The 24,556-nt window shown below is 72.0% G+C and carries 17 protein-coding genes and 1 pseudogene; 9 read left to right on the top strand and 9 right to left on the bottom strand.

Features of this window, described 5'->3' with window-relative positions:
- Positions 1-23 precede the first annotated feature (23 nt).
- Positions 24-2,846, top strand: coding sequence for a vitamin B12-dependent ribonucleotide reductase (locus D0D28_RS18165; protein WP_094007509.1), 2,823 nt, complete (start codon positions 24-26; stop codon positions 2,844-2,846).
- Between the two features lie 128 nt (positions 2,847-2,974).
- Here D0D28_RS18165 and D0D28_RS18160 read toward each other — a convergent pair whose 3' ends face one another.
- Positions 2,975-3,796 (bottom strand): ComF family protein, encoded by an 822-nt coding sequence (locus D0D28_RS18160; RefSeq protein ID WP_162831108.1) that lies wholly within the window; start codon positions 3,794-3,796, stop codon positions 2,975-2,977.
- 135 nt (positions 3,797-3,931) lie between these two features.
- Between D0D28_RS18160 and D0D28_RS18155 the strand changes: the two genes are divergently transcribed.
- Together D0D28_RS18155 and D0D28_RS18150 are read left to right on the top strand one after the other, a co-directional pair.
- Complete coding sequence (locus D0D28_RS18155; protein ID WP_116111391.1) at positions 3,932-4,819, top strand: DNA-processing protein DprA; 888 nt, start codon at positions 3,932-3,934, stop codon at positions 4,817-4,819.
- 53 nt (positions 4,820-4,872) lie between these two features.
- Positions 4,873-5,637 (top strand): SDR family oxidoreductase, encoded by a 765-nt coding sequence (locus tag D0D28_RS18150; protein ID WP_116111390.1) that lies wholly within the window; start codon positions 4,873-4,875, stop codon positions 5,635-5,637.
- Here D0D28_RS18150 and D0D28_RS18145 read toward each other — a convergent pair.
- Positions 5,619-6,446, bottom strand: a complete 828-nt coding sequence (locus D0D28_RS18145) for a LysR family transcriptional regulator (protein WP_116111389.1) — start codon at positions 6,444-6,446, stop codon at positions 5,619-5,621. The genes D0D28_RS18150 and D0D28_RS18145 overlap by 19 nt on opposite strands.
- 297 nt (positions 6,447-6,743) lie before the next feature.
- Between D0D28_RS18145 and D0D28_RS18140 the strand changes: the two genes are divergently transcribed.
- A complete protein-coding gene (locus D0D28_RS18140) occupies positions 6,744-8,051 on the top strand; it encodes an MFS transporter (RefSeq protein WP_116111388.1) in 1,308 nt (435 codons plus the stop codon).
- Here the strand turns inward: D0D28_RS18140 and D0D28_RS18135 are convergent.
- Positions 8,000-10,009: a prolyl oligopeptidase family serine peptidase gene (locus tag D0D28_RS18135; RefSeq protein WP_116111387.1), complete on the bottom strand. Its 2,010-nt coding sequence runs from the start codon at positions 10,007-10,009 to the stop codon at positions 8,000-8,002. The genes D0D28_RS18140 and D0D28_RS18135 overlap by 52 nt on opposite strands.
- 29 nt (positions 10,010-10,038) lie before the next feature.
- On the bottom strand, positions 10,039-10,599 hold the full coding sequence (locus D0D28_RS18130; RefSeq protein WP_116111386.1) for a TIGR03086 family metal-binding protein: 561 nt from the start codon (positions 10,597-10,599) through the stop codon (positions 10,039-10,041).
- A gap of 79 nt (positions 10,600-10,678) precedes the next feature.
- Here D0D28_RS18130 and D0D28_RS18125 point away from each other — a divergent pair, with 79 nt between their 5' ends.
- Positions 10,679-12,103: a PLP-dependent aminotransferase family protein gene (locus tag D0D28_RS18125; protein ID WP_116111385.1), complete on the top strand. Its 1,425-nt coding sequence runs from the start codon at positions 10,679-10,681 to the stop codon at positions 12,101-12,103.
- 35 nt (positions 12,104-12,138) lie between these two features.
- Positions 12,139-12,567, top strand: a complete 429-nt coding sequence (locus tag D0D28_RS18120; protein ID WP_094007516.1) for a CBS domain-containing protein — start codon at positions 12,139-12,141, stop codon at positions 12,565-12,567.
- 206 nt (positions 12,568-12,773) lie between these two features.
- Here the strand turns inward: D0D28_RS18120 and D0D28_RS18115 are convergent, their stop codons facing one another.
- A complete protein-coding gene (locus tag D0D28_RS18115; protein ID WP_116111384.1) occupies positions 12,774-13,823 on the bottom strand; it encodes a DUF2293 domain-containing protein in 1,050 nt (349 codons plus the stop codon).
- A 55-nt stretch (positions 13,824-13,878) separates the two neighbouring features.
- Complete coding sequence (locus D0D28_RS18110) at positions 13,879-14,805, bottom strand: hypothetical protein (RefSeq protein ID WP_240323254.1); 927 nt, start codon at positions 14,803-14,805, stop codon at positions 13,879-13,881.
- 261 nt (positions 14,806-15,066) lie between these two features.
- On the opposite strand from D0D28_RS18110, the gene D0D28_RS18105 reads away from it, so the two are divergent.
- Positions 15,067-16,146 (top strand): DUF4192 domain-containing protein, encoded by a 1,080-nt coding sequence (locus D0D28_RS18105; protein WP_116111382.1) that lies wholly within the window; start codon positions 15,067-15,069, stop codon positions 16,144-16,146.
- 893 nt (positions 16,147-17,039) lie between these two features.
- Here the strand turns inward: D0D28_RS18105 and galE are convergent.
- The 3 genes and pseudogenes from galE to D0D28_RS18090 all read right to left on the bottom strand — a co-directional run bounded on the left by galE (position 17,040) and on the right by D0D28_RS18090 (position 19,980).
- On the bottom strand, positions 17,040-18,029 hold the full coding sequence (gene galE, locus D0D28_RS18100) for a UDP-glucose 4-epimerase GalE (RefSeq protein ID WP_116111381.1): 990 nt from the start codon (positions 18,027-18,029) through the stop codon (positions 17,040-17,042).
- A gap of 86 nt (positions 18,030-18,115) precedes the next feature.
- A pseudogene (gene galK / locus D0D28_RS18095) lies at positions 18,116-19,288 on the bottom strand (galactokinase).
- Positions 19,285-19,980 carry a metal-dependent transcriptional regulator gene (locus D0D28_RS18090; protein WP_116111380.1) on the bottom strand — a complete coding sequence of 232 codons (696 nt, stop codon included), beginning with the start codon at positions 19,978-19,980 and terminating at the stop codon, positions 19,285-19,287. Before D0D28_RS18090 ends, galK begins: the two are co-directional and overlap by 4 nt.
- A 104-nt stretch (positions 19,981-20,084) precedes the next feature.
- On the opposite strand from D0D28_RS18090, the gene D0D28_RS18085 reads away from it, so the two are divergent.
- Both D0D28_RS18085 and D0D28_RS18080 read left to right on the top strand, forming a co-directional pair.
- Positions 20,085-21,254 carry an acetoin utilization protein AcuC gene (locus D0D28_RS18085; protein ID WP_094007522.1) on the top strand — a complete coding sequence of 390 codons (1,170 nt, stop codon included), beginning with the start codon at positions 20,085-20,087 and terminating at the stop codon, positions 21,252-21,254.
- A gap of 616 nt (positions 21,255-21,870) precedes the next feature.
- Positions 21,871-24,498 carry a bifunctional GNAT family N-acetyltransferase/acetate--CoA ligase family protein gene (locus D0D28_RS18080; RefSeq protein WP_116111405.1) on the top strand — a complete coding sequence of 876 codons (2,628 nt, stop codon included), beginning with the start codon at positions 21,871-21,873 and terminating at the stop codon, positions 24,496-24,498.
- Positions 24,499-24,556: the final 58 nt, after the last annotated feature.

Below are 24,556 nucleotides of genomic sequence, written 5' to 3'. Positions count from 1 at the left end.
CGCGTGGCGGGAGGGACGAATCCATGACGGAGACCGTGGGTGCCGGCACGACGGGCGGCAAGGCCGCCAAGAAGGGCAAGCGGGGGCTGAAGATCAGCCGGGTGTTCACCACCGAGGGCGTGCACCCGTACGACGAGGTCACCTGGGAGCAGCGTGACGTCGTCATGACCAACTGGCGTGACGGGTCGATCAACTTCGAGCAGCGGGGCGTCGAGTTCCCCGAGTTCTGGTCGATGAACGCGACCAACATCGTCACCAGCAAGTACTTCCGCGGTGCGGTCGGCAGCCCGCAGCGCGAGCGCAGCCTCAAGCAGCTCATCGACCGCGTCGTGCACGCCTACGTCAAGGCGGGCACCGAGCACGGCTACTTCGCGACGGCCACCGACGCGGAGATCTTCGAGCACGAGCTGACCTGGATGCTGCTGCACCAGGTGTTCAGCTTCAACTCCCCGGTGTGGTTCAACGTCGGCACCTCCTCCAAGCAGCAGGTCTCGGCCTGCTTCATCCTCGCGGTCGACGACACCATGGAGTCGATCCTCGACTGGTACAAGGAAGAGGGGATGATCTTCCGCGGCGGGTCCGGCGCGGGCATCAACCTCTCCCGCATCCGCTCCTCCAAGGAGCTGCTGTCCTCGGGCGGCACGGCCTCCGGGCCGGTGTCGTTCATGCGTGGCGCGGACGCCTCCGCGGGCACCATCAAGTCCGGCGGTGCCACCCGCCGCGCCGCGAAGATGGTCGTCCTCGACGTCGACCACCCGGACATCGAGGAGTTCATCCAGACCAAGGCGCGCGAGGAGCAGAAGATCCGCGTCCTGCGCGACGCCGGCTTCGACATGGACCTCTCCGGCGCCGACATCACCTCGGTGCAGTACCAGAACGCCAACAACTCGGTGCGCGTCAGCGACGAGTTCATGCGCGCGGTCGAGTCGGACGCCGAGTTCGGCCTGCGGGCTCGCCTGACCGGCGAGGTCATCGACACCGTCGGCGCGAAGAAGCTGTTCCGCTCGATGGCCCAGGCCGCGTGGGAGTGCGCCGACCCGGGGCTGCAGTACGACGACACGATCAACGACTGGCACACCTGCCCCGAGTCGGGCCGGATCACCGCGTCGAACCCGTGCAGCGAGTACATGCACCTGGACAACTCCAGCTGCAACCTGGCGTCGCTGAACCTGCTGAAGTTCCTCAAGGACGACGGCATGTTCGACGGTGAGCTGTTCGTCAAGGCGGTCGAGTTCGTCATCACCGCGATGGACATCTCGATCTGCTTCGCGGACTTCCCGACCGAGTCGATCGGCGAGACCACCCGCAAGTTCCGCCAGCTGGGCATCGGCTACGCCAACCTGGGCGCGCTGCTGATGGCCACCGGGCACGCCTACGACTCCGACGGCGGCCGGGCGCTCGCCGCGAGCATCACGTCGCTGATGACCGGCACCTCCTACCGCCGCTCGGCGGAGATGGCCGGCGTGGTCGGCGCGTACGAGGGCTACAGCCGCAACGCCGAGGCGCACCAGCGCGTCATGCGCAAGCACGCGGCGGCCAACGACGCGATCCGCACGATGCACACCAACGACGCCACGATCCGTGACCTGGCCACCCGGGAGTGGCGCAACGGCATCGAGATCGGCACGAAGAACGGCTGGCGCAACGCGCAGGCCAGCGTGCTCGCGCCGACCGGCACCATCGGCTTCATGATGGACTGCGACACCACCGGCATCGAGCCGGACTTCTCGCTGGTGAAGTTCAAGAAGCTCGTCGGCGGCGGGTCCATGCAGATCGTCAACCAGACCATCCCGCGGTCGCTCAAGACCCTGGGCTACCAGGACGAGCAGATCGAGGCGATCGTCGAGTACATCGCCGAGCACGGTCACGTGGTCGACGCGCCGGGCCTGCGCCCGGAGCACTACGAGGTGTACGACTGCGCCATCGGTGAGCGGTCCATCGCGCCGATGGGCCACGTGCGGATGATGGCCGCCGTGCAGCCGTTCCTGTCCGGCGCGATCTCCAAGACCGTGAACATGCCGGAGACGGCGACGGTCGAGGACATCGAGGAGATCTACTTCCAGGGCTGGAAGCTGGGCCTCAAGGCGCTGGCGATCTACCGCGACAACTGCAAGGTCGGGCAGCCGCTGTCCAGCGCGAAGAAGAAGGCCGAGGTGGCCGAAGCTTCAGCGCCGGAGAAGGTCGTCGAGTACAAGCCGATCCGCAAGCGGCTGCCGAAGAAGCGCCCGAGCCAGACCCTGTCGTTCACGGTCGGCGGCGCCGAGGGCTACCTGCACGCGGGTTCCTACCCGGACGACGGGCTGGGCGAGATCTTCGTGAAGCTGGGCAAGCAGGGTTCGACGCTGGCGGGTGTCATGGACGCCTTCTCGATGTCGATCTCGGTGGGCCTGCAGTACGGCATCCCGCTGGAGTTCTACGTCTCGAAGTTCTCGAACCTGCGCTTCGAGCCGGCCGGCATGACCGACGACCCGGACATCCGGATCGCCACCAGCGTGCTGGACTACCTGTTCCGCCGTCTCGCGCTGGACTACCTGCCGTACGAGAAGCGGGCCGAGCTGGGCATCTTCACGGCGGCCGAGCGCGCCGCCCAGGTGGAGACGGGCTACGGCGCGCAGCCGGCCGAGCAGGTCGACCTGGAGGCGCTGCGCAGCACGGTCGACTCGAGCCCGGCGAAGGCCGAGCCGGCCGAGCAGCCCCACCCGGCGCACAGCACGGCCGAGCTGATGGAGCTGCACCTCGGCAAGGCGGCCGACGCGCCGCTGTGCATGACCTGCGGCACCAAGATGCGCCCCGCGGGCTCCTGCTACGCCTGCGAGGGCTGCGGCGCCACGTCCGGCTGCAGCTGATCGCATGACCGGGTTTGAGGTGGTGTAGCAGACCCACCTCGGGGCGCCCGAGAACGAAGTCTGCTGTGGGGTGGGACGGTCGTCCCACCCCACAGCGGCTTTCACGGCGGGGCATTCCCGGCGGCGGATCAGTTGCTCAGGGTCCGAAGCGCGGCGAGCCCGACCACCGTCTTGGCCCCGCTGTATTTCGCCGCTGCCGCGACCCCGTCCATGGTCTGTCCGGTCTCGTAAACGTCGTCGATCAGGAGGACCGTCTGCCCCTCCAGGTCTTCGTCGACTCTGTACTCCCAGCGGAATGAGGCGCGATCGGCGCGGGACATTTCCTTGGCAGGCGGCCGTGATGAAATGCGACGTTTCACCTCGACAATTTCTCGTCCGGTTTCACGCGCGACGGCGGTGCCGATCCGCATACTTGCGCTTACCTCCTTGCTGTCGTGTCCTGGCACGGGAACTATCTTGGTCGCCTTGTCGAACCACAGGTGTTCGCGAACGATCCGGCTGAGTCTCTTGCAGAGAAACCGCTCGGTCTCATGCCGTTGCTCGTCGCTGTGCGGTCCGTAGTCTTTGGCGGCACGCATCAGTATCGCGGTCGGTGAATCCCGCAGGGTTCCGTCGGTATCTGGAATCTTGTAGAAGTCGAAAGCGACGGCCCCATCGAGGTAGTACCTCCCCCGGACCCTGAGTACGAGAACCTCCTCGAGGAGTCTCAGAAAATCGGTCAGCTCGTCAGGAGGACGGAAGTCCATCCGAAAGAGGCAGGTCCATTCGGAGTCGCGCCCAGGCGTTTGCGCCTCCGCGCGGGGGAGCGCACCGAGGATGTGTTCCGCGATCTCCTTTGAGCCGCGGATTTTCAGTAACGTCGTGGACCCGGATTGCTCGATCGACCAGGCGTCGAGTCGATTTCCGCGGTGGTCGGGCCGATAACGCGTGATTCCCGATGAAGCGGACAAGTCGGGAAACCTCCCAGGAGTGAACGTCGCTGCGGCCCCGATCATTCCACAGAACGGTCGTCCGTGAGGTCGATTCCGCTAACGGGGCACAGGCTATACTTCGTCGCGGTACCCCTGCGAGCGATTGTGGAATGAATGAGCACAGGAGTGTCGCTTGGCGATCAGGCGGCCGGCGAGCGCGAGTTGGCGTTCGCCCTGTTGGCAGGGCCCGCTGCGGGTGGCGCGCGCCGCGCGACGCGCAGCCTCTTGCGCTCGGGGCGATCACAGATTCTGGATTTGATCGCCCATCTTCCTGCTCCGGATCGTGAGAACGCCGAGGCGACGGCTGCGCGTTTGTGGGAACGCGGTGTACGCCCGTTGCTCTGTGACGACCCTCGGTATCCAGATTCTTTGCGTCGATTCAGCGGTGCCCCACCGGCCTTGTTCTGCTTGGGGCCGATGGAGCTGCTGGAGCGGCCTGCCGTAGGGGTGTGCGGCTCCCGCGACGCGAGCGACGGGGGAATTCGCGCGGCACGGGCCTGCGGAGCGGAAGCCGCCCGCCTCGGCATCGCAGTCGTGTCCGGGTATGCGAAAGGCGTGGACACGGCGGGTCACCTCGCGGCGCTCGAAGCGGGGGGAACGACGATCGCGGTCCTGGCGGAGGGAATCGATCACTTCCGGATGAAGGCGCCCTACCGAGAGCTCGGCACGGCGGTGGGCGCGAACATGCTGGTCGTCTCGCAGTTCCCGCCGGCCCAGCGATGGACGGCCGGGGCGGCCATGACTCGTAATCAAGTCATCGTGGGACTGAGTCGTGCTCTGGTCGTCGTCGAGGCGCGGGACACCGGGGGAACGCTGAAGGCCGGGGAGGTCGCGCTTCGCGGAAGCCGTCCCGTCTTCGTGCTCGACAGCATGGGCAGCGCATCGCCGGGTAATCAGCGCTTGATCTCGGCAGGGGGCCGTCACGTGGCCGACCGTCGTGAGCTGAGGGCGTTACTACAACAGTTGCGTGTCGAGCAAGCACCCCTGCTGCCGATCGACTGAGGGACTCATCTGGCACCTTGTCACGTTCCGGTCGGCTACCGAGTCTTGTCGGTATGAGCGAAACGATCCTCGTCACCGGTGGGACCGGTGTGCTCGGCCGGCAGGTGGCCCGGCGGCTTCTCGCGCCGGGACGGGAAGTGCGCGTGCTGAGCCGTCGTGCGGCGCCCGCGGCCACGCCCTACGCCTGGCGCACCGGCGACCTCCGCAGCCACGACGGCATCGACGCGGCGGTGCGTGGCGCGGATGTGATCGTGCATTGCGCCACGACCCTCGGCGGCAAGGACGTCGCCACCACGAAAGCGCTCCTCGACACGGCCCGGCGCCACGACACCCCGCATCTCGTGTTCATCTCGATCGTCGGTGTCGACCGGATCCCGCTCCCGTACTACCGGGCCAAGCTCGCCGCGGAGGAGGCCGTCGTCGCGTCCGGTCTGCCGTGGACGATCCTGCGTGCCACGCAGTTCCACGACCTGGTGTGCCGCCTCGTGGAGGTCCAGCGGTTCCTGCCGGTCGTCCTGTACCCCGCCGGGTTCCGCGCCCAGCCCGTCGACGCCGGCGAGGTCGCCGCGCGCCTGGCGGACCTCGCCCTCGGTGAGCCCGCCGGTCGGGCACCCGACCTGGGTGGCCCGGAGGTCCGCGACTTCGCCGACCTGGCCCGGGCTTCGTTGCGCGGCAAGGGACGACGCCGTGCGCTGGTGCCGGTGCCGTTCCCCGGCGCCACCGGCCGCGCCTACCGGGCGGGCCACCACCTGACCCCGAACGCGACGGGCCGCGTCACGTTCGAGGAGTTCCTGGCCGCTCAGGCCGCCATCGCGTAGAGGACCTCGCGCAGGCCGTCCTCGCGATCGGTGCGCCACACCACGCGCAACGCCAGCTCGGCCGGGTCGTCGAGCGGCAGCGCGACGAGCGTGCCCTCCGCGAGGTCACCGCCGACCGCGAAGTCGGGCAGCAGGGCGGTTCCGAGGCCCTGCGCCACCCACGCGCGGATCGTCGAGACGCTGTCGAACTCCAGCCGTTTCCCGCCGGTGCCCAGGAGCCGGTCGGCGGCCATCCGGAACGAACAGCCGCTCGGGGTGACCAGCAGGGCGTCGCCGTCGTACCCCGGCCGGGCCACCAGGAACAGCCGCACCGTGTCGATGTCCACGAAGGACAGATCACCGCCGTCGAAACCCAGCGTGCCCAACGCCGTTCCGGTGTCGAGCAGCAGCCCGGCGTCGAGGGACCCGTCCGACACCGCGCGCAGCAACGGCTGCCGCATCAACGACCGCACCGCCAGATCGACGTCCGGCCGCCGGTCCCCGAGCCGGGCGGCCACCGCGGGCAGCCGCGTGGCGACGAGCGTTTCGAGCGCGCCGATGGTGAACCGGGTCCGCTCGTCGCTCACCAGGCGCCGGATCGACTCGGCCTGGTCCAGCAGGCGCCGCGCCTCGGGCAGCAGCCCGCGGCCCCGCTCGCCGAGCACCATCCCGGTCGGTTTCCGATCGAACAGCACCACGCCGAGCGAGGACTCCAGCGAGCGCACGTGCTCGGACACGGTCGCGGGCGACAACCCGAGCCGCCCGGCCGCCCCGGTGACCGTACCGGCCCCCGCGACCGCGACGAAGGCCCGCAACTGCCGCAACTCCATGCGATCACTCTACCGAGAAGGCATTCGGAAAAGGCGAACGCGCAGGTCGGCGACCGGATTCTGGGTGGTTTCGAGTGGACCGCGATGTGGTGCCGGCACCGCCGCAGCTCCGCGAGTGGTACCGCTGGCCACGGGACTCCGGCCCCGGCGCCGCCCAAGAGTGGGTGCCGCCGGGCAGGCGACTCCGACCCCCACCCCCATGAAAATCACCTTAACCACCCCGCATCCGGGAAAACCGAACGCCGCATCAGGCTCAGCCCGTTGAGCAGCAGCCCCGAAAACCGGAGAGTCGCCGCCGTGACCACAACCTCCACCCGGGGCAGCCTCCTCGGAGTCTCCCTCGCCTACTTCCTCGTCCTGCTGGACACCACCGTGCTCACCGTCGCGCTGCCCGGCATCCGCGCCGACCTCGGCGGCTCGGTCGCCGGGCAGCAGTGGGTGGTCAACGGCTACACCGTCTCGTTCGCCGCGTTCCTGCTCGGCGGCGGCGCGCTCGCGGACCGGTTCGGCCCGCTGCGCGTGTTCCGCTGGGGCGTGGCGAGCTTCGGCGTCCTCTCCCTGGTCTCGGCCGCCGCGCCGAACCTGACCCTCCTCGTCGTGCTGCGCGTCCTGCTCGGCGTCGCGGGCGCGGCGTGCCTGCCCAGCTCGCTCGCCCTGATCAGCCGCCTGCACCCGGACCCGGCCGCCCGCGCGAAGGCGCTCGGCGCCTGGGCCGCGATCACCGGCGTCGCGCTCGCCGCCGGGCCGATCGCCGGTGGGGTACTGGTCGACCTCGCCGGCTGGCGCGCGGTGTTCCTCGTCAACGTGCCACTCGCGGCCCTCGGGCTGGCTCTCACCCGCGGCCGCGAGACGGCACCGCCCGGGCGCCGGTTCGACGTCAAGTCCCAGCTCGCCGCGTGCGTGTTCCTCGGCCTGCTGACCGAGGCCATCGTCGACGCCCAGCCCGTCGCGGCCGTCCTCGCCCTGCTGGTCCTGGCCCTGTTCGTGCACCGGGAACGCCGCGCCGCGAACCCGTCCGTGCCGCCGGTCCTGGTGCGCACCCGGGGCGTCGCCGTGAACCTGTTCGCCGGCGCGGCGGTCAACTTCGTGCTCTCCGGCGCGTTGTTCGCGGTGACCCTGCTGCTGCAGGACGAGCGTCACCTCACCCCGGTCGAAACCGGCCTGGCGTTCCTGCCGCTCACGCTGCCCACCGCGTTCAACCCGCTGCTGACCAGCCGGATCGTCGCCGCCCGCGGCCCGCGCCTGCCGGTCGTCGCCGGGCTGACGCTGCTGACCGCCGGTGCCGCCGTCCTGGCCGCCACCGTCCACGCGCCCTACCCGCTGCTGGCGTGCGGCCTCCTGCTGCTCGGGTTCGGCGTCTCCCTCGCGCTGCCCGCGCTCGTCACCGGCGTGGTGACCGCCGCCCCCGAGGGCTACGCCGGAACGGCCGGTGGCCTGCTCAACGCCGTCCGCCAGGTCGGGGCGACCGTCGGCGTCGCGGCGATGGGCGCGGTGGTGGCCACCGGCTCGTTCGGCTGGGCGTTCGTGCTCGCCGCGGCGGTGGCGGCGAGCGGTCAGCTGCTGAGCTTCTGCCAGAGGAACTCGAACAGCAGGGCCCACTTGTAGGCCAGCTGCTCGTTGTCGGCCGCGGCGCCGTGCCCGCCCTCGATGTTCTCGTAGTACCGCACGTCGTGCCCCTGTTCGAGCATGCGCGCCATCATCTTGCGCGCGTGCGCCGGGTGCACGCGATCGTCGCGGGTGGACGTCATGAACAGCGTGGGCGGGTAGGCCCGTCCCTTGTGGACGTTCTGGTACGGCGAGTACTTCCCGAGGTACTCCCACTCGGCCGGGTCGTCCGGGTCGCCGTACTCGGCCATCCAGGACGCCCCGGCGAGCAGCAGGTGGTAGCGCTTCATGTCGAGCAGCGGCACCTGGCTGACGATCGCGCCGAACAGCTCGGGGTAGCGGGTGAGCATGACGCCCATCAGCAGGCCGCCGTTGCTGCCGCCCTGGATGCCCAGCCGCTGCGGCGTGGTGATGCCGCGTTCGACGAGGTCCGCGGCGACCGCGGCGAAGTCCTCGTAGACCAGGTACCGGTTTTCCTTGATCGCGCCGGTGTGCCAGCCGGGCCCGTACTCGCCACCGCCGCGGATGTTCGCGAGCACGTACGTGCCGCCGCGCGCGAGCCAGCCCCGGCCGATCACGCCGCTGTAGGCGGGCAGGCGGGACACCTCGAACCCGCCGTAGCCGGTGAGCATCGTCGGCCCGTCCCCGTTGCGGGGCCGCACCACAAAGTACGGGATCCGCGTGCCGTCGTTCGACGTGGCGAAGTGCTGCTCGACGGTGATGTCCGTGGCGTCGAACCGGGCCGGGGCCTGCTTGAGCACCTCGGTGCCGCCGCCGACGTGCCCGTACGAGAGCGTCGAGGGCTGCGTGAAGCCGCTGGTGTTGAGCAGGTACTCGTCGCTGTGGTCGGGATCGGTGTCGATGATCTCCGCGGTGCCCAGCTCGGGCGCCCCGGCCAGTGGTTCCCGGCGCCAGCCGTCCGCGCCGGGCGTGAGGACGTGCAGCTCGGTGTGCACGTCGGCCAGGGTGGTCAGCAGCAGGTGGTTCCGCGTCCAGTCCCACGCCTCGAGCGAGGTGCGCCCGTCCGGCTCGAACAGGACGGTGAGGTCGCGATCGCCGGCCAGGTAGTCGTCGAACCGCGCGGCGAGCAGCGTGCCGGGCGCGTACTCCCGTCCGCCGACGCTCCACGCGCTGCGGGTGCGGATCAGCAGCCACTCCTTGCGCGTGGTGGTCTGCGCGTCCTCGGGCACGTCGAGCTTGACCAGGCCGTCCGCGGTGCGCAGGAACTTCTCCGTGCGGTAGAAATCCAGGGAGCGGCCGACGAAATCGCGCTCGAAGCCCGGCGTCGGGTCGTGGTAGGCGAACACCGCGACGTCGTCGGGCTTGCCTTCGAAGACCGTGACGGCGTCGGCGAGCGGCGTGCCGCGGCGCCACTCCTTGATGATCCGCGGATAGCCGGACGTGGTCATCGACCCGGGGCCGAAGTCGGTGCCGACGTAGATGCGGTCCTCGTCGATCCAGCCGACCCGGCTCTTGGCCTCCGGCAGCTCGAACCCGCCCGTGACGAACTCCCGCGCCTCGAGGTCGAACTCGCGCACGACGGCCGCGTCCGCGCCGCCGCGGGACAGCTCCGCCAGCCCGCGCCGGTACGACGGACGCAGCACCGCAGCGCCCTGCCAGACCCAGTTCTCGCCCTCGGCCGCGGCGAGCGCGTCGACGTCGAGCAGGACCTCCCACTCGGGCCGCTCGGTGCGGTAGGAGGCGAGCGTGGTGCGCCGCCACAACCCGCGCGGGTGCGCGGCGTCCTGCCAGAAGTTGTAGAAGTACTCGCCGCGGCGGCGGATGTAGGGGATCCGGTCGTCGGCGTCGAGCACCTCGCGGGCTTCGTCGCGCAGCTGCTCGAACCGCGTGCTCCCGGTGAGCTCGGCGACCGATTCGGCGTTGCGCTGCCGAACCCAGTCGAGCGCCCGCTCGCCGGTCACGTCCTCGAGCCACAGGTACGGGTCTTCGTCGGCCATGTCCCCATCCTGCCAGGTGGGGATGGTTTTCAACGCCAGGCGGGGTCCCGGCCGGTCAGCGCGAGGAACCGGTCCAGCTCCGCGGCGCCCGCGGCGATCTCGACGGCGGGGGCGAAGACGTCGTCGCCGGGACGGGGCCGGGCGCGCATCCGCTCGGCGAACAGCAGCGCGACGTGCACGGCTTCGGGGTCCGGGTCGTAGGGCGCGTCGAGGGTGCGGGCGAGGTCCCAGCCGTGGGCGACCGAGTCGACCAGGTGCATGGTGAGCGCGACCGGACCGGGGAAGGTGCCGAATTCGCGGATGGTCACCTGACGGTCCAGCACGGTGTCGTCGGCGGAGGCGGCGAGGAAGGCGTCGACGGAGTCGGCGTAGGCGCGGTACGGGTCGTCGCCGAGGGTGCCGCTCGACCAATCCGGCGCCGCGCCGTCACGCAGGGCCACGGCGAAGGCGTGGTTCTCACTGACCTGGTGGATGAGCAGGTCGCCGAGCGTCCACCCCGTGCACGGCGTGCGCAGCCCGAGGTCGGTGACGCCGGAAACGATCTTGTCGACGGTGGTGAGGACCCGCCGGTCGAGGTCTCGGATGTCCATGTGGTCACCGTATGCCGCAAGCGGCCCTGCTGGAGGGCCAAAACTCGGCGTAGTGAGGTGGGCCAATTAGACTCGGGAGATGGACATCCAGATCGAGCTGGGGGCCGGCCGCGGCCGGCGGGATGCCATCTACCGCCAGATCCGCGAGGCGATCCTCGACGGGCGCCTGCGCGACGGGGACGCGCTGCCGCCCACACGCGAGCTGGCGCAGCGGCTGGCGGTGTCGCGCAACACGGTCAGCGCGGCCTACGACCGCCTGGTCGCCGAGGGTTTCCTGGAATCGCGGGTCGGTGCGGGCACGTTCCCGGGCGCGGGCGCCCGGCGGGACGGCCACCCGCCGCGGGGCGGCCCGGAGTCGCTGACCGCGACCGCGGTGTGGGACGACGTGCCCCGCCCGCCGGACCGGTTCCGCGAGCGGCCGCGGTTCGACTTCCGCTCGGGCGCGCCGGACGTGTCGCTGTTCCCGTTCGACACCTGGCGCCGCCTGGTGACCCAGCAGCTGCGCCGGTCCCGGCACGACCTGCTCACCTACGGCGATCCGCAGGGGCACCCCGGCCTGCGGGAGGCGATCGCGCGGCACATCGGGGTGTCCCGGGCGGTCCGGGCCACCGCGGACGACGTGCTGGTCACCAACGGATCGCAGCAGGCGGTGGACCTCGCCGCCCGGGTGCTGATCGAGCCGGGCGCCCGGGTCGCGGTCGAGGACCCGGGCTACCCGCCGCCGCGTCAGCTGTTCGCCACGCTGGGGGCGCGCCCGGTCGGGGTGCCGGTGGACGACGAGGGCATCGTGGTCGACGCCATCCCGGACGACTGCCGCCTGGTGTACGTGACGCCGTCGCACCAGTTCCCGCTCGGGGTGCCGATGTCGATGGCGCGGCGCGTGGCCCTGATCGACTGGGCGCGCCGTCACGACGCGGCGATCCTGGAGGACGACTACGACACCGAGTTCCGCTACACCGGCCGTCCGCTGGAACCGTTGCGCAGCATCGATTCCAGCGGGCGCGTGCTCTACATCGGATCGTTTTCCAAGGTGCTGCTGCCCGGGTTGCGGCTCGGGTTCCTGGTCGCCCCACCGGGGCTGCGGCCGGCCCTGGCGAAGGCGAAGTACCTGACCGACTGGCATTCGGCGAGCGTCACGCAGGCGGCGCTGGCGGAGTTCATGGACAGCGGCGAGTTCGCGCGGCACATCCGGCGCACCCGCCGCGAGTACGCCGCCCGGCGCGAGCTGGTGTCCCGGGTCGTCGCGCGGGAGTTCCCGGAGCTGCGGCTGATCCCGTCGTCGGCGGGACTCCATCTGAGTGCTTTCAGCGCGACGCCGGTACGTCCGATGGTGCGAGCCGCGCGGCGGGCCGGGGTGCGGATCTACACGCTGGGTGACTTCACGGCGGTGCGGGATGCCCTGGACGGACTCGTCTTCGGGTTCGGCGCGATCCCGCGTGACCACATCGAAGCGGGACTGCGTGAGCTGCGGGCTTTCGCGGACAGCGACCGGGCTCTAACCTGATGTGAGCCGGGTCACGTCCAGCTGGGAGGCTGCCGATGCGGATCGCCGACGTACTGCGGAGCAAGGGGAACTGGGTGGCCACGGTGCGGCCCGAGGCGTCCATCACCGATCTGCTCGCCGGGCTGGCCGAGCACAACGTGGGTGCGATGGTCGTGGCCGGGGAGGGCGGCATCGAGGGCATCGTCTCGGAGCGGGACGTGGTGCGCCAGCTGCACGAACACGGGCCGGCCCTGCTGGAGCGGCCGGTGTCGGAGATCATGACGAGGGTCGTGGCGACGTGCACCCCGCGCGATTCGGTGGACGACCTGAGCGTGCTGATGACGCAGCGCCGGGTGCGGCACGTCCCCGTCCTCGAGGACGGACGGCTGGCCGGGATCGTCAGCATCGGCGACGTGGTGAAGACCCGGATGGAAGAGCTGGAGGCGACGCAGCAGCAGCTGGCGGCGTACATCGCGCAGGGCTGAGGTCGCTCGCACCCGCCACGGCCGGTGCACGGGACGCAACTCCCGGCGCCTCCACACGCGGTGCGCTACCCCTCGCGCCGCACGCGTCCGTGCCGCCCCAGGGGGCGCACCCGCCACCCCAACGCACGTCGCGCCACCCGTAGTCGAGACCCACCGGCGTCGAGCACCCAGCGCGCCTCCGCAGCCGTGCGGCCGACGCCCCGCGCTCAAGCCCGCGCCCAGCGCACCAGCACGCGGTCGAGATCCGGCCGGATGCGCTCACGGGCGTCGGCGCGCGGCACACCGTCCATGAGCATCCGGTCGTAGCCGGTGTCCAGGTGCCGCACCGAAGCGATCACCGCGAGCCGCACCGCTTCCTCGTCCAGCGCCCGCCCCGCCGCCGACCGCCCCACGCGCCCGCTGCCCCGCGTCCCGGCGTGCTCGGCGATCGCCCGGGCCCGGTCCGGCGGGCAGCCGGGGTACAGCCGCCGGATGGCGTCGGCGAAGCCGGCCTGGAACTCGACGTCCTGCGCGGCGCGGCGGTGCGCGTCCCGTTCCCGCCGCCGGGCACGGACGTCCTCGTCGGCGAGGCACTGCTGTTCGGCCCGCTCCAGCGCGGCCTCTTCGACGAGGATCCCCTGGCGCTCGTGGCGTTTGCGGCGCCGGTTGAACCGCAGGACCAGCACGGCGAGGGTGCTTTCCTGCTTGGCGCGGCGGGACAGCGCGGCGTTGCCGGCGGGCAGGAAGACCAGGTGGTCGAAGTCGGCGCACGCCAGGCACAGGTGGCCCTCGCCCTCGGGCAGGTGCAGCTCACCGGCCTCGCCCCGGCCGGCGCACCCCGCGCAGGTCCACGAGGTACCGGCGACGGTCACGGCCAGGTCCGGCGCCTTGTTCTGCCGCTCGGTGAGGCGTTCCCGTTGCTTCTCCGTCAGACCCGGCGCGAGCCAGTGCGTGCGGCACAGGCGGTCGAGCCCGTCGTCGTCGGTGAACCGCAGATCGCGGCGATCGCGGGTGCCGGCGACGTAAGCGCTGTCGGACCGCGTCAGCCCGTTCTCCCGCGCCCAGACATCGAGGCACCGCAAGGCTTCGGCGATGCGCGCGTTGTCGACGGGCAGTTCCTTCGCGAGCGGACTGAACCGCCCACGACGCCACTCTTCGACGCGGGACGGATGCACCCAGCCGAGCGCGGTGAACAGGTCGACAGGAGCGACGTACTTGCGCTGCGCGAGCGCGGCGCAAGCCACCGAAGCGACGCGGTTGTGCAGTTTCCCGGCCATCGGCCCGGAAGTCTAGCCATGCTCCCCGCTCGCAACCGCGACGCCCGGAAGGGGGTCAGGGCAGGCCGGCCACGGTCGGCCGCAACGCGCTGATCCCGGCCGTCAGCGCGGCGCGCCCCGTCGCGTAGCTCGTCCCGAGCGGCAGTTCGGTCAGCAGCACCGCGACGTAGCGGTAGTGCTGTCCGACCAGCCCGGTCGTGTTCAGCACGACGGCCCGGCTGATCTCCATCCAGCCCTGCTTCACCGCGCGCGGCAGCCCCGGCAGGCCGTCCGGGATGCCGAAGTACTGCGGGAACCCGTCCGCGGCCGGGGTCCGGATCCCGGCCAGCCCGTCGAGGATCGGCTGCCGGGCCTCGGGCGGGACCTGGCTCGTCAGGTACCGGTAGATGGCCACCAGGTCGTTCGGGGTGGTCCTGGTCATCTCCCACTGGTCGGAAACCCGCGGCGGCTGGGTGCCTCGCAGGTTCATCAAATCAGCCATCCGCGTGATGATCGACCCGCGCCCGCCGGAGTTCCACAACGAGTCCGCCTCACCGTCGTGGCTGAGCGACAGCATTTCGACGATGCGCTCGCGCTGCGCGTCGCTCGGGGCGTGCCACCCGCCGGTGTGCAGCACGTCGAGCGCCATCAGCAGTTTGACCACCGAGGCCGCGTAGAACGGCCGGTCCCCGTTGGCGGATGCCAGCAGTTCACCGGTGGCGGTGTCGTAGAGGGCGAGGCCGACGGTGGTCCCGGGCACCTCGCCGGTCACCGCGCGGGTCGCGGCGCCGGCGAGACGCACGCGCTCGTCCTCGCTCAGCGTCGAGTGGGCTGTGCTGCTCGGGGCGCTGGACGGTGTCGTTGTGGTGCCGGCCGACGGCAGCGCGCTCGGCGCCGCGACGGGCACCGAGCCGGTGTCCGCCTTGCCGACGGTCAGCGACGTCACGACCACGGCCGCGGCGAGGCCCGCGCCGACCCCGGCGAGCACGACACGCCATTTCATGCCCGGCATAACGTCCAGCTAAGCGGATTCGTGCCCCGCTCGGGTAACCGTACGGTAAAACCACACGATGTCGTGCCGGTCATCGGCATACCGGGTCGGGTCTACTGTGGACCGGGCACGGGGGCGCGCACCTTACCCCATACCCCCGACAAGAATCCGCCGTCTGCTCCAGGGGCCGGCGAGTTGTCCACATCGTCCTCAGTCATCCACAGAATCTCGTTCTGTTCTTTCCCGGCCTGTTTTCTGCCGCATAGTGGGTGCATGACTTCCACGACCACCAGCACCGGCACGGACGGCCGGATCACCGTCCGCATCTCCGACCCCGGCGAACTCATCGCGGCGGTTCCGCACCTGCTGTCGTACCGGCCCGGGCCGTCCGTCGTCCTGCTCAACCACAGCCGGGGCAGGAGGCGCAGGATCATCCCGGTGATCCGCGCGGATCTGCCGGACGAGACGTGCGAGCCGGACGCGGTGCGCGAGCTCGTGCGCTGCGTGCTCCGACATCCCGGCGCCGGGGTGACGGTCCTCATCGTCGGCTGCCGTCCCGGCCACCGCGCGCCGCCGGGCACGCTGCCGCACCACCGCCTGGCCCACCGGCTCGTCGCCGAGTGCGAGGCCGCCGGGCGGCCGGTCGACCACGCCCTGTGGGTGCCGGAGATCCGCGGCGGCGCGCCGTGGCGGTGCTACCACGAGGACTGCCGGCCGGGCGTCCTGCCGGACGATCGGGAGACGGTGCTGGCCGCGGCCATGGCGACGAACGGCCAGGTGACCTACGGCAGCCGGGAGGAGCTGGCGCGGCAACTCGACCCGGACGACCCGGCCGCGATCGAGCGCCGGGATCGGTTGCTGGCAGCAGCGGCCGACGCGAGGCCGGATGCGCCCGCGATGGGGTCGTCCCGTGTGGCGGAGCCGGCCGGGCACGTCGCCGTGGTCCGTGCCGCGCTGGCCCGGGCCGTGGCGGGTGATTTCGACCTGAGCGACGAGGACGTCGTGTCCCTGGCGATGGCCTTGTCGGACCTCAGGGTGCGCGACCGTTGCCTCACGACGGCCGAACCACCCGGCGAACCCCCGGCGGCCGCGGCCGAACGCCTTTGGCTGGAACTGGTGCGCCGCACCCCGCCCCCGGAACGCGCCGAGGCGGCGCTGCTGCTCGGCTACGCGGCCTACCGCCGCGGTGACGGCGTCCTGGCCGCCCTCGCGTTCGACAACGCCCTCGCCGCTCACCCCGGCCACCGCCTCGCGGAGCTGCTCCAGATCTGCCTGACGCGCCAACTCCCACCCGACGCACTACGCCGACTGAGCCACTGCCAGGAGGGAGGCTTGATGCCGCCACCCCCGTAAGCCCGGCAGCGCCGGCCCCGGAGGGAATGTCGAGCTGGCGGCCTGCACCCAGGACCGCAGCCAGGACATCACCGCAACACGCGACTGACGACAGGGAGTCACAGCGGATGCGTCCCCAGCGCAGCCGCACCGGGAAGCCCAGCCCCTTCAACTCTGAGCGGCGGCTGCCTGGGCCTGCCTCCCTGCGGTGTGAGCCGCTCCCCGGCTGCCTACGGCGCGGTCCGCTAACCGGTTGCCTGCGGCGTAGGCCGCTCCCCGGCTGCGTACGGCGTGGCCCACTCCTGGGTCGCCCGGGGTGGGCAGCTCCCAGGTTCCCTACGGCGTCGGCCGCTGTCGGGTTGCCCGCGGCGCGGGCCGCTCCCTGGTTGCGTAGGGGTCGGGTTGCCGACGGTGTGTGCTTTCCGGCTACGTACGGCGTGGGCCGGTCCCCGGCTGCGTACGGCGTGGGCCGCTGTCGGGTTGCGCGCGGCGTGGTCGTTACCGGACTCCCCCCGTGTGAGCCGCTCCCGGCTGCCTACCGGGAGCCACTGTCCTGCGGCACCAGCCGCAGGAGCATCGGCACGGCCGAGAGCCTCACCCTCCGAGCAGCAGCTGCGGGACCCACCGGGACATGCGCCCTGGACGGGGGAGCCGATGGCTGCTGTCGCGGGGCCGGCCCAGGGCGTCAGCCCTCGGAGGGGCCTGCCGGTCGGGAGCTACTGCGCTGCGGCACCAGCGCGGGAGCCTCCGGCAGTTCAGGTCCCGCCGGACGTCGGCAGGCATGCTCACCCAAGGGCCAGCCCCGCACCGGAAACCCGACCGGCGGCACCACCGGCAACCGGCCGCCACAACCCCAGCCGCATCCCGCTCACCACGCCCCGCGAGCCGCGGCACCACCGGCAGAACCGGGCGCCTCAGCCCCCGAGCGCCTGCCGCTCCTGGGTGAAGCGCCACGCGTCGCGGACGATAACTTCCAGGTCGGCGCGCTCGCCCTTCCAGCCGAGCTCCTCGCGCGCCCGGTCGCTGGCCGCCACGAGGATCGCGGGGTCGCCGGCCCGGCGGGGCGCCACCTCGGCCGGGATCGGGTGCCCGGTGACCGCCCGGCAGGCCTCGATGACCTGGCGCACGGAGAACCCGGTGCCGTTGCCCAGGTTGTAGATGCGGTGCTCACCGGCCCGCGCGTGCGTCAGCGCGAGCAGGTGGGCGTCGGCGAGGTCGGCGACGTGGATGTAGTCGCGGATGGCCGTCCCGTCGTCGGTGGGGTAGTCCTCGCCGAAGATGCTGACCTGCGGCCGGTCCCCGGTGGCGACCTGCAGCACCAGCGGGATCAGGTGGGTTTCGGTGGTGTGCCGCTCCCCGTAGCGGCCGTAGGCGCCGGCGACGTTGAAGTACCGCAGGCTCACGGCGGCCAGCCCGTGGGCCCGCGCGTAGCTGGTGATCGCGTGGTCGATGGCCAGCTTCGACGCGCCGTAGGTGTTGGTCGGCATCGTCGGCGCGGTCTCCGGGATCGGGCTGCGCTCCGGCTCGCCGTAGGTCGCCGCCGTCGAGGAGAACACCAGGCGAGGCGTGCCGTGCGCACGCATCGCGTCGAGCAACCGGATGGAGGTGATCACGTTCCCGTGCCAGTACTTGGCCGGGTCCTGCATCGACTCGCCGACGAGGGACTTCGCCGCGAAGTGCAGCACGCCGTCGAAGCCCTCGCCGAGCAGGGACGCCGTCGCGTCGGCGGCGTCGCCCTCGACGAAGCGCGCGCCGTCGGGGACGGCGTCCGCGTGGCCGGTGGACAGGTCGTCCACCACGACGACCTCGTGCCCGGCCTCCAGCAGACGGGCCGTGCACACACTGCCCACGTAACCGGCACCGCCCGTGACGATCAGCTTGAGGCGGGAGGAGTCGGAAGCCATCGAAGCCTTTCTCGAGAACGAAAAGGAGGTGTCCGCCAGTGTGGACCATCGACCTGTGAGCCACGCACAGGCTCGGCCCGCCCGGGCTACAGCTCGTCGCGCCGTGCGCCGGGGGACGGGACCGCCACGAAGGCACGCGGCGCGCGGTAGCCCGCGCGGTCGAAGGCCGCCATGACAGCCGCCTCCACGGTGTCCACAGCGGACTCCGGCACGAGGGCGATCGCGGTGCCGCCGAACCCGCCGCCGGTCATCCGCGCGCCGAGGGCGCCGCTGGCGTTGGCCACGTCCACCGCGAGGTCCAGTTCCGGGCAGGAGATGCGGTAGTCGTCGCGCATGCTGACGTGCGAGGCGGCCAGCAGCGGGCCGATGTCGCCGATCCGGCCGTCGCGGAGCAGGGCGACGACGTCGAGCACACGCTGGTTCTCCGTCACGATGTGACGGACGAGCGGGCCGAGGTCGGCGGGCAGCCGCGCGAGCGCGCCGGCCAGGTCGTCCGGGCCCACGTCCCGCAGCGCCTTGACGCCGAGCAGGTCGGCGGCGCGTTCGGTGCCCTTGCGGCGCTCGCCGTAGCCGCTCTCGCTGTGGGCGTGCTTGACGCGCGTGTCGATGGCCAGGATGCGCAGGCCCGCGGCCGCGGCGTCGAAGGGCACCTGTTCCATGTCGCCCGAGCGGACGTCGAGGAACAGCACGTGCCCGTCGGCGCAGCACAGCGACGCGGTCTGGTCGAGCACGCCCGTCGGGACGCCGACGAAGTCGTTCTCGGCGCGCTGGGCCCAGCGGGCGATCTCGGCCCGCCGTTCCAGCCCCGGGTCGTCCTCACCGGCCAGCCCCAGCAGGGCCAGCGCCACCGCGCACTACGGCGCGGCGGAGGAGGACAGCCCGGCTCCGGTGGGGACGTCACCGGCCAGCACGACGTCGGCGCCGCGCTCGACGCCGTGGTCGCGCAGCACCCACGCCACACCGGCCGGGTACGCGGACCAACCGTCGACACCACCGGGACGCAGGTCGGGGATCGTGACCGGCTCGGCTTCCTGGATGCGTCCGTCGGAGCCGAGGGTGGACACGGTGAGGACCTGGTCGGTCCGCGGGGACGCGGCGGCGGCCAGCCGGTGCGGCAGGGCGAACGGCAGCACGAAGCCGTCGTTGTAGTCGGTGTGCTCGCCGATGAGGTTGACCCGGCCGGGCGCCGACCACACCCCGGCCGGGGCCCGCCCGTGCACGGACCGGAACGCCTCCGCGGCCTCGCTCGCGGAGCTCACTTGGCCTGCGCCAGAACCGCGTGCAGCACCGACATGGGCACCTGGACCGCGCCGAGCTCACCGGTCAGCTCGGCGGTGCCGCCGCCGTCCGCGCGGCTCACCGACACGACGCTGCCGGGGGCGACTCCCGCCTTCTTCAGGTCGACCATCAGCTTCTCGTCGAGCTGGATGTGCTCGGCCAGGCGCCGGATCTCCGCCTTGCCGCCGCCGGAGCGCGCGAAGTCGTCCAGCCGCACCAGGTCGGCCTCGGCCGGCGGCGCGGGCAGCCCGCCCTCGCCGAGCTTGTCCAGACCGGGGATCGGGTTGCCGTAGGGCGAGGTGGTCGGGTGGTCGAGCAGCCGGACCAGCTTGCGCTCCACCGCCTCGCTCATGACGTGCTCCCAGTGGCAGGCCTCGGTGTGCACGTGCTCCCACTCCAGGCCGATCACGTCGAGCAGCAGCCGCTCCGCGAGGCGGTGCTTGCGCATGACGGCGATGGCGAGCTCCCGCCCGTGGTCGGTGAGCTGCAGGTGGCGGTCGTCGGCGACGCGCACCAGCCCGTCGCGTTCCATGCGGGCCACCGTCTGGCTGACTGTCGGACCGCTCTGCTGCAGCCGTTCGGCGATGCGGGCGCGCAGCGGTACGACACCTTCCTCTTCGAGCTCGAAGATGGTCTTCAAGTACATCTCTGTGGTGTCGATGAGATCGTTCACGATGTCCCCTTCGTCCGCGACAATCCATGGTAGTCGTTCCGGGCGACGGTCACCCCAGGTGACCGGGAGGATAATCCCGCTCCTCACGGCTACCATCGGACGTCATGCAGCCCGCCGTCGTCTGGGATCCCGCCCTCCTCGGTTACGACCTCGGCGGTGAGCACCCGTTCAACCCGGTCCGGCTCGACCTCACCGTGCGGCTCGCCACCGAGCTGGGGGTCCTCGACGGCGTGGAACTGCTCGTGCCCGAGCCCGCCACCGATACCGAGTTGTACCGCATCCACGCTGAGGAGTACCTGGCGGCGGTCAAGCTGGCGCCGACCGCGGGCTGGGACGTCGGCCACGGCCTCGGCACCGCCGACAACCCGGTGTTCAGCGACATGCACGACGCCTCCGCCCTGGTGGTCGGCTCGACCCTGCTCGGCGCCCGCAAGATCGCCGACGGGGAGGCGCGCCGCGCGGTGAACATCGCGGGTGGCCTGCACCACGCCATGCGCGACCACGCCGCGGGCTTCTGCGTCTACAACGACTGCGCGGTCGCCGTCTCCTGGCTGCTCGACCACGGTTTCGACCGCATCGCCTACATCGACACCGACGTCCACCACGGCGACGGCGTGCAGGCCGCCTTCTACGGCGACCCCCGCGTGCTCACCGTCTCGCTGCACCAGCACCCGTTCACCCTGTGGCCGGGCACCGGGTACAGCGCGGAGACCGGGTCCGGCGAGGCCGAGGGCACGTCGGTGAACGTCCCGCTGCCGCCGGGCACGCGCGACGCCGGGTGGCTGCGCGCCTTCCACGCGGTCGTGCCGTCCCTGCTCGAGGTGTTCCGGCCGCAGATCCTGGTCACCCAGTGCGGCGTGGACTCGCACGAGGAGGACCCCCTGGCCGACCTCGCGCTCTCGGTCGACGGACACCGGACGATCTACGCTACTCTGCGTGACCTCGCCGAGCGCCACACCGAGGGCCGGTGGCTCGCCGTCGGCGGTGGCGGGTACCAGCTGATCCGGGTGGTGCCGAGGTCGTGGACGCACCTGATGGCGACGGTGCTCGACCGCGACGTGAAGCCCGAGACGCCGCTGCCGCCCAACTGGGTCAGCACGGTCCTGAGGGCCGCGCCGAGCGCCGAGGTGCCGCCGGAGATGACCGACGGGCGGGACACCGCGTTCCGCGCCTGGGGCGACGGGGTGGACGACCCGGTCGACGTCGCGATCCGGGACACGCGCCGCGCGGTGTTCCCGCTGCACGGCCTCGACCCCGACGACCCGAGGGACTGACCCGACCGAGCCGAGGAATAGACGTGAGATGAGCAGGACCGACACGCCCGGCGGCGCGCACGAGGACGAACCCGGCGGGACCGCTCGCGGCCTGAGCGGGGCGGAGCAGCGGTGGACCGGCGCGGCCCGCGGCGAGGCCGGCGCGCACCGGGCCTCGGCCGCCGCGCCCGGTGAGAGCCGGAGCGGTGGCGGCGACCGGAAGCAGCCGGGCGAGACCGGCCCCAGGGGTAGCGGTGGCGCTGGGCCCGCTGGTGCCGACCGCGGTGGTGCTGGACTTGGTGGCGCTGGGCGCGGTGCGGCTGAGCCTGGCGCAGAGCGCGGTGGCGGTGGGCCTGCTGGTGCTGGGAGCGGTGGCGCTGAGCCCGATTCTGAGCGCGGTGGTGCCGAGCGTGGTGCGGCTGGGCCGGGTGCCGAGCCTGGTGGTGCTGGGCGCGATGGTGTTGGCAGTGGTGGCCCTGAGCCTCGTGCTGGGGGTGGGGCGGGTGAGCCCGGTGCCGAGCGCGGTGGTGCTGAGCGTGGGGCGGCTGAGCTCGACGCCGAGCGTGGTGGCGCGAACCGTGACAAGCACGGGCCCCGCGATCCCTATGACTACCCCCGCCACTGGGAGGCCGACGTTCTGCTCAGCGACGGCGGCACCGTCCACTTGCGACCCATCATCCCCAGTGACGCCGACGCCCTCGTCTCCTTCCACGGCAAGCTTTCCGAGCGCACCCGGTACCTGCGTTACTTCGGCGCCTACCCGCGCATCCCGCAGCGGGATCTCGAGCGGTTCTCCGTCGTGGACCACCACGACCGGGTCGCGTTCGTCGCCCTGCTCGGCGACGACATCATCGCCGTGGGGCGGTACGAGCGGCTCGGGCACGGGCCGTCGGCCGAGGTGGCGTTCGTCGTCGACGATGCTCACCAGGGGCGCGGTGTCGGGTCGATCCTGCTGGAACACCTGGCCGCGGCCGCCTCCGAGAGCGGTCTGCGCCGGTTCGTCGCCGAGGTCCTCGCCGAGAACGCCGCCATGGTGCGTGTCTTCCGCGACGCCGGCTACCAGGTCAGCCGCGCCATCGAGGAGGGCGTGCTGCACCTGGAGTTCGACATCGACCCCACCGAGGAGTCCCTCGCCGTCGCCCGGGCGCGGGAACAGGCCGCCGAGGCGCGTAGCGTCTACAACCTGCTGCACCCGCGGTCGGTGGCCGTGATCGGTGCCTCCGCCGACCCCACCAAGGTCGGCTACTCGGTCCTGTCGAACCTGCTCGGCGCGGACTTCGCCGGCACCGTCTACCCGGTCAACCCGGAGCACCGATCGGTGCGCGGGGTGCGCGCCTATCCGTCCGTTGTGGACATCCCGGACCCGGTGGACCTCGCCGTGGTCGCGGTCCCGGCCGACCAGGTCGAGTCCGTGTTGGACGGTGCGCTCGCCAAGGGTGTCAAGACGTTGCTGATCGTCACCGCCGGGTTCGGCGAGGCCGGACCGCACGGCCTGCACGCCGAGCTGCGCCTGGTCGGCGAGGCCCGCGCGCACGGCATGCGCGTGGTCGGCCCGAACGCCCTCGGCGTGCTCAACACCGACCCGGCCGTGCGGCTCAACGCCACCCTCGCCCCGCGCCTGCCCAAACGCGGCCGCGCCGGCTTCTTCTGCCAGTCCGGCGCGCTGGGCACGGCGATCCTCGCCGACGCGGAGGCGCGCGGCCTGGGCCTGTCGACGTTCGTCTCCGCAGGCAACCGCGCCGACGTCTCGGGCAACGACCTGCTGCAGTACTGGGAGACCGACTCCAACACCGACCTCGTCCTGCTCTACCTCGAATCGTTCGGCAACCCGCGCAAGTTCGCGCGGCTGGCGCGGCGGCTGGGCCGCAGCAAGCCGATCGTCGCGGTGAAGTCCGGCCGGCACGCCGTCCGCCCGCAGCTGGCCGCGACCTCCGCCGAGGTCGACGAGTCGAGCGTGCAGGCCCTGTTCGAGCAGGCCGGCGTGGTGCGGGTGGAGACGCTGGCGCAGCTGTTCGACACCGCCCTGGTGTTCGCGCACCAGCCGCTGCCCGCGGGCCCGCGGATCGGGATCGTCGGCAACTCCAGCGCGATCGGCCTGCTCGCCGCCGACACCGCCCGCGCGCAGGGGCTGCGGCTGGCGTTCGACCCGGTCGACGTCGGGCCGCAGGCCGGTCCGGACGACTTCGCCGCCGCGGTGCGGGAGGCGCTGAACAACCCGGAGACCGACGCGCTGGTCGCGGTGTTCGTGCCGCCGCTGTCGATCCCGGGCAGCACCTACGCGCGGGCGCTGCGCGAGGCGGCGCAGGAGCTGGACCAGGGCAAACCGATCGTCTCGACGTTTCTGGCCGCCGAGGGCGTGCCGGCCGAGCTGGCCGTGCCCGGCCCGGACGGCGCCCCCGGCCGCGGGTCGATCCCGTCCTACCCGAGCCCCGAGCGCGCGGTGAACGCGCTGGCGAAGGTCGTGCGGTACGCGGCGTGGCGGCAGCGGCCGCAGGGCACGCTGATCCGCCCCGACGGGCTGCACGTCGAGCAGGCGGAGCAGGTCGTGCGGGACATCCTGGCCGGCGGTGACAAGAACGTCGTGCTGGAGGACGCCGACATCGTGCGGCTGCTCGGGTGCTACGGGATCGACGTGGTGCCGTTCCGGATGGTGTCCAGCGCCGAGGGCGCGGTCGAGGCCGCCGAGGAGCTGGGCTACCCGGTGACGGTGAAGGCCGTGGACGAGCGGTTGCGCGGACGGCCGGACCTCGCGGGCGTGCGACTGGACCTGGCCTCGCCCGACGCGGTGCGGCGCGGGTACGAGGACCTGAGCGAGGTGTCCGGCGAGCAGGACGTCTACGTGCAGAAGATGGCGCCGAAGGGTATCTCGTGCCTGATCGGGCTGCAGGACGACCCGTCGTTCGGCAGCCTGGTGTCGTTCGGGCTGTCCGGGCTGGTGAGCACGCTGCTCGGGGACCGGGCGTACCGGGCGGTGCCGCTGACCGACGTGGACGCCGCGACGCTCATCCGGGAGCCGAAGAGCGCCCCGCTGCTGACCGGGTACCGCGGTGACGAGCCGGCGGACCTGGCCGCGCTGCAGGACATGGTGCTGCGGGTGGCGACGCTGGCGGAGGACCACCCGGAGGTGCGGGCGCTGACGCTGGACCCGGTGATGGCCTCGCCGGAGGGGGCGTTCGTCGCCAACGCGCGCATCGTGCTGGGCCCGCCGCCCGCCCGGCCGGACACCGGACCCCGGCGCCTGCGGCCGATCAACGTGCGGTTCTGAGCCGCCGGGGAGAGGCCCGCGGTGGGGAACAGGTTCAGTGCGTGAACCGCACCGATAC

It is taken from the genome of Amycolatopsis ruanii (genome assembly GCF_003385175.1).
Lineage (GTDB): Bacteria > Actinomycetota > Actinomycetes > Mycobacteriales > Pseudonocardiaceae > Amycolatopsis_E > Amycolatopsis_E thermalba.
The sequence above is the reverse complement of the archived record's forward strand: the minus strand, read 5'-3'. Positions and strand labels throughout refer to the sequence as shown.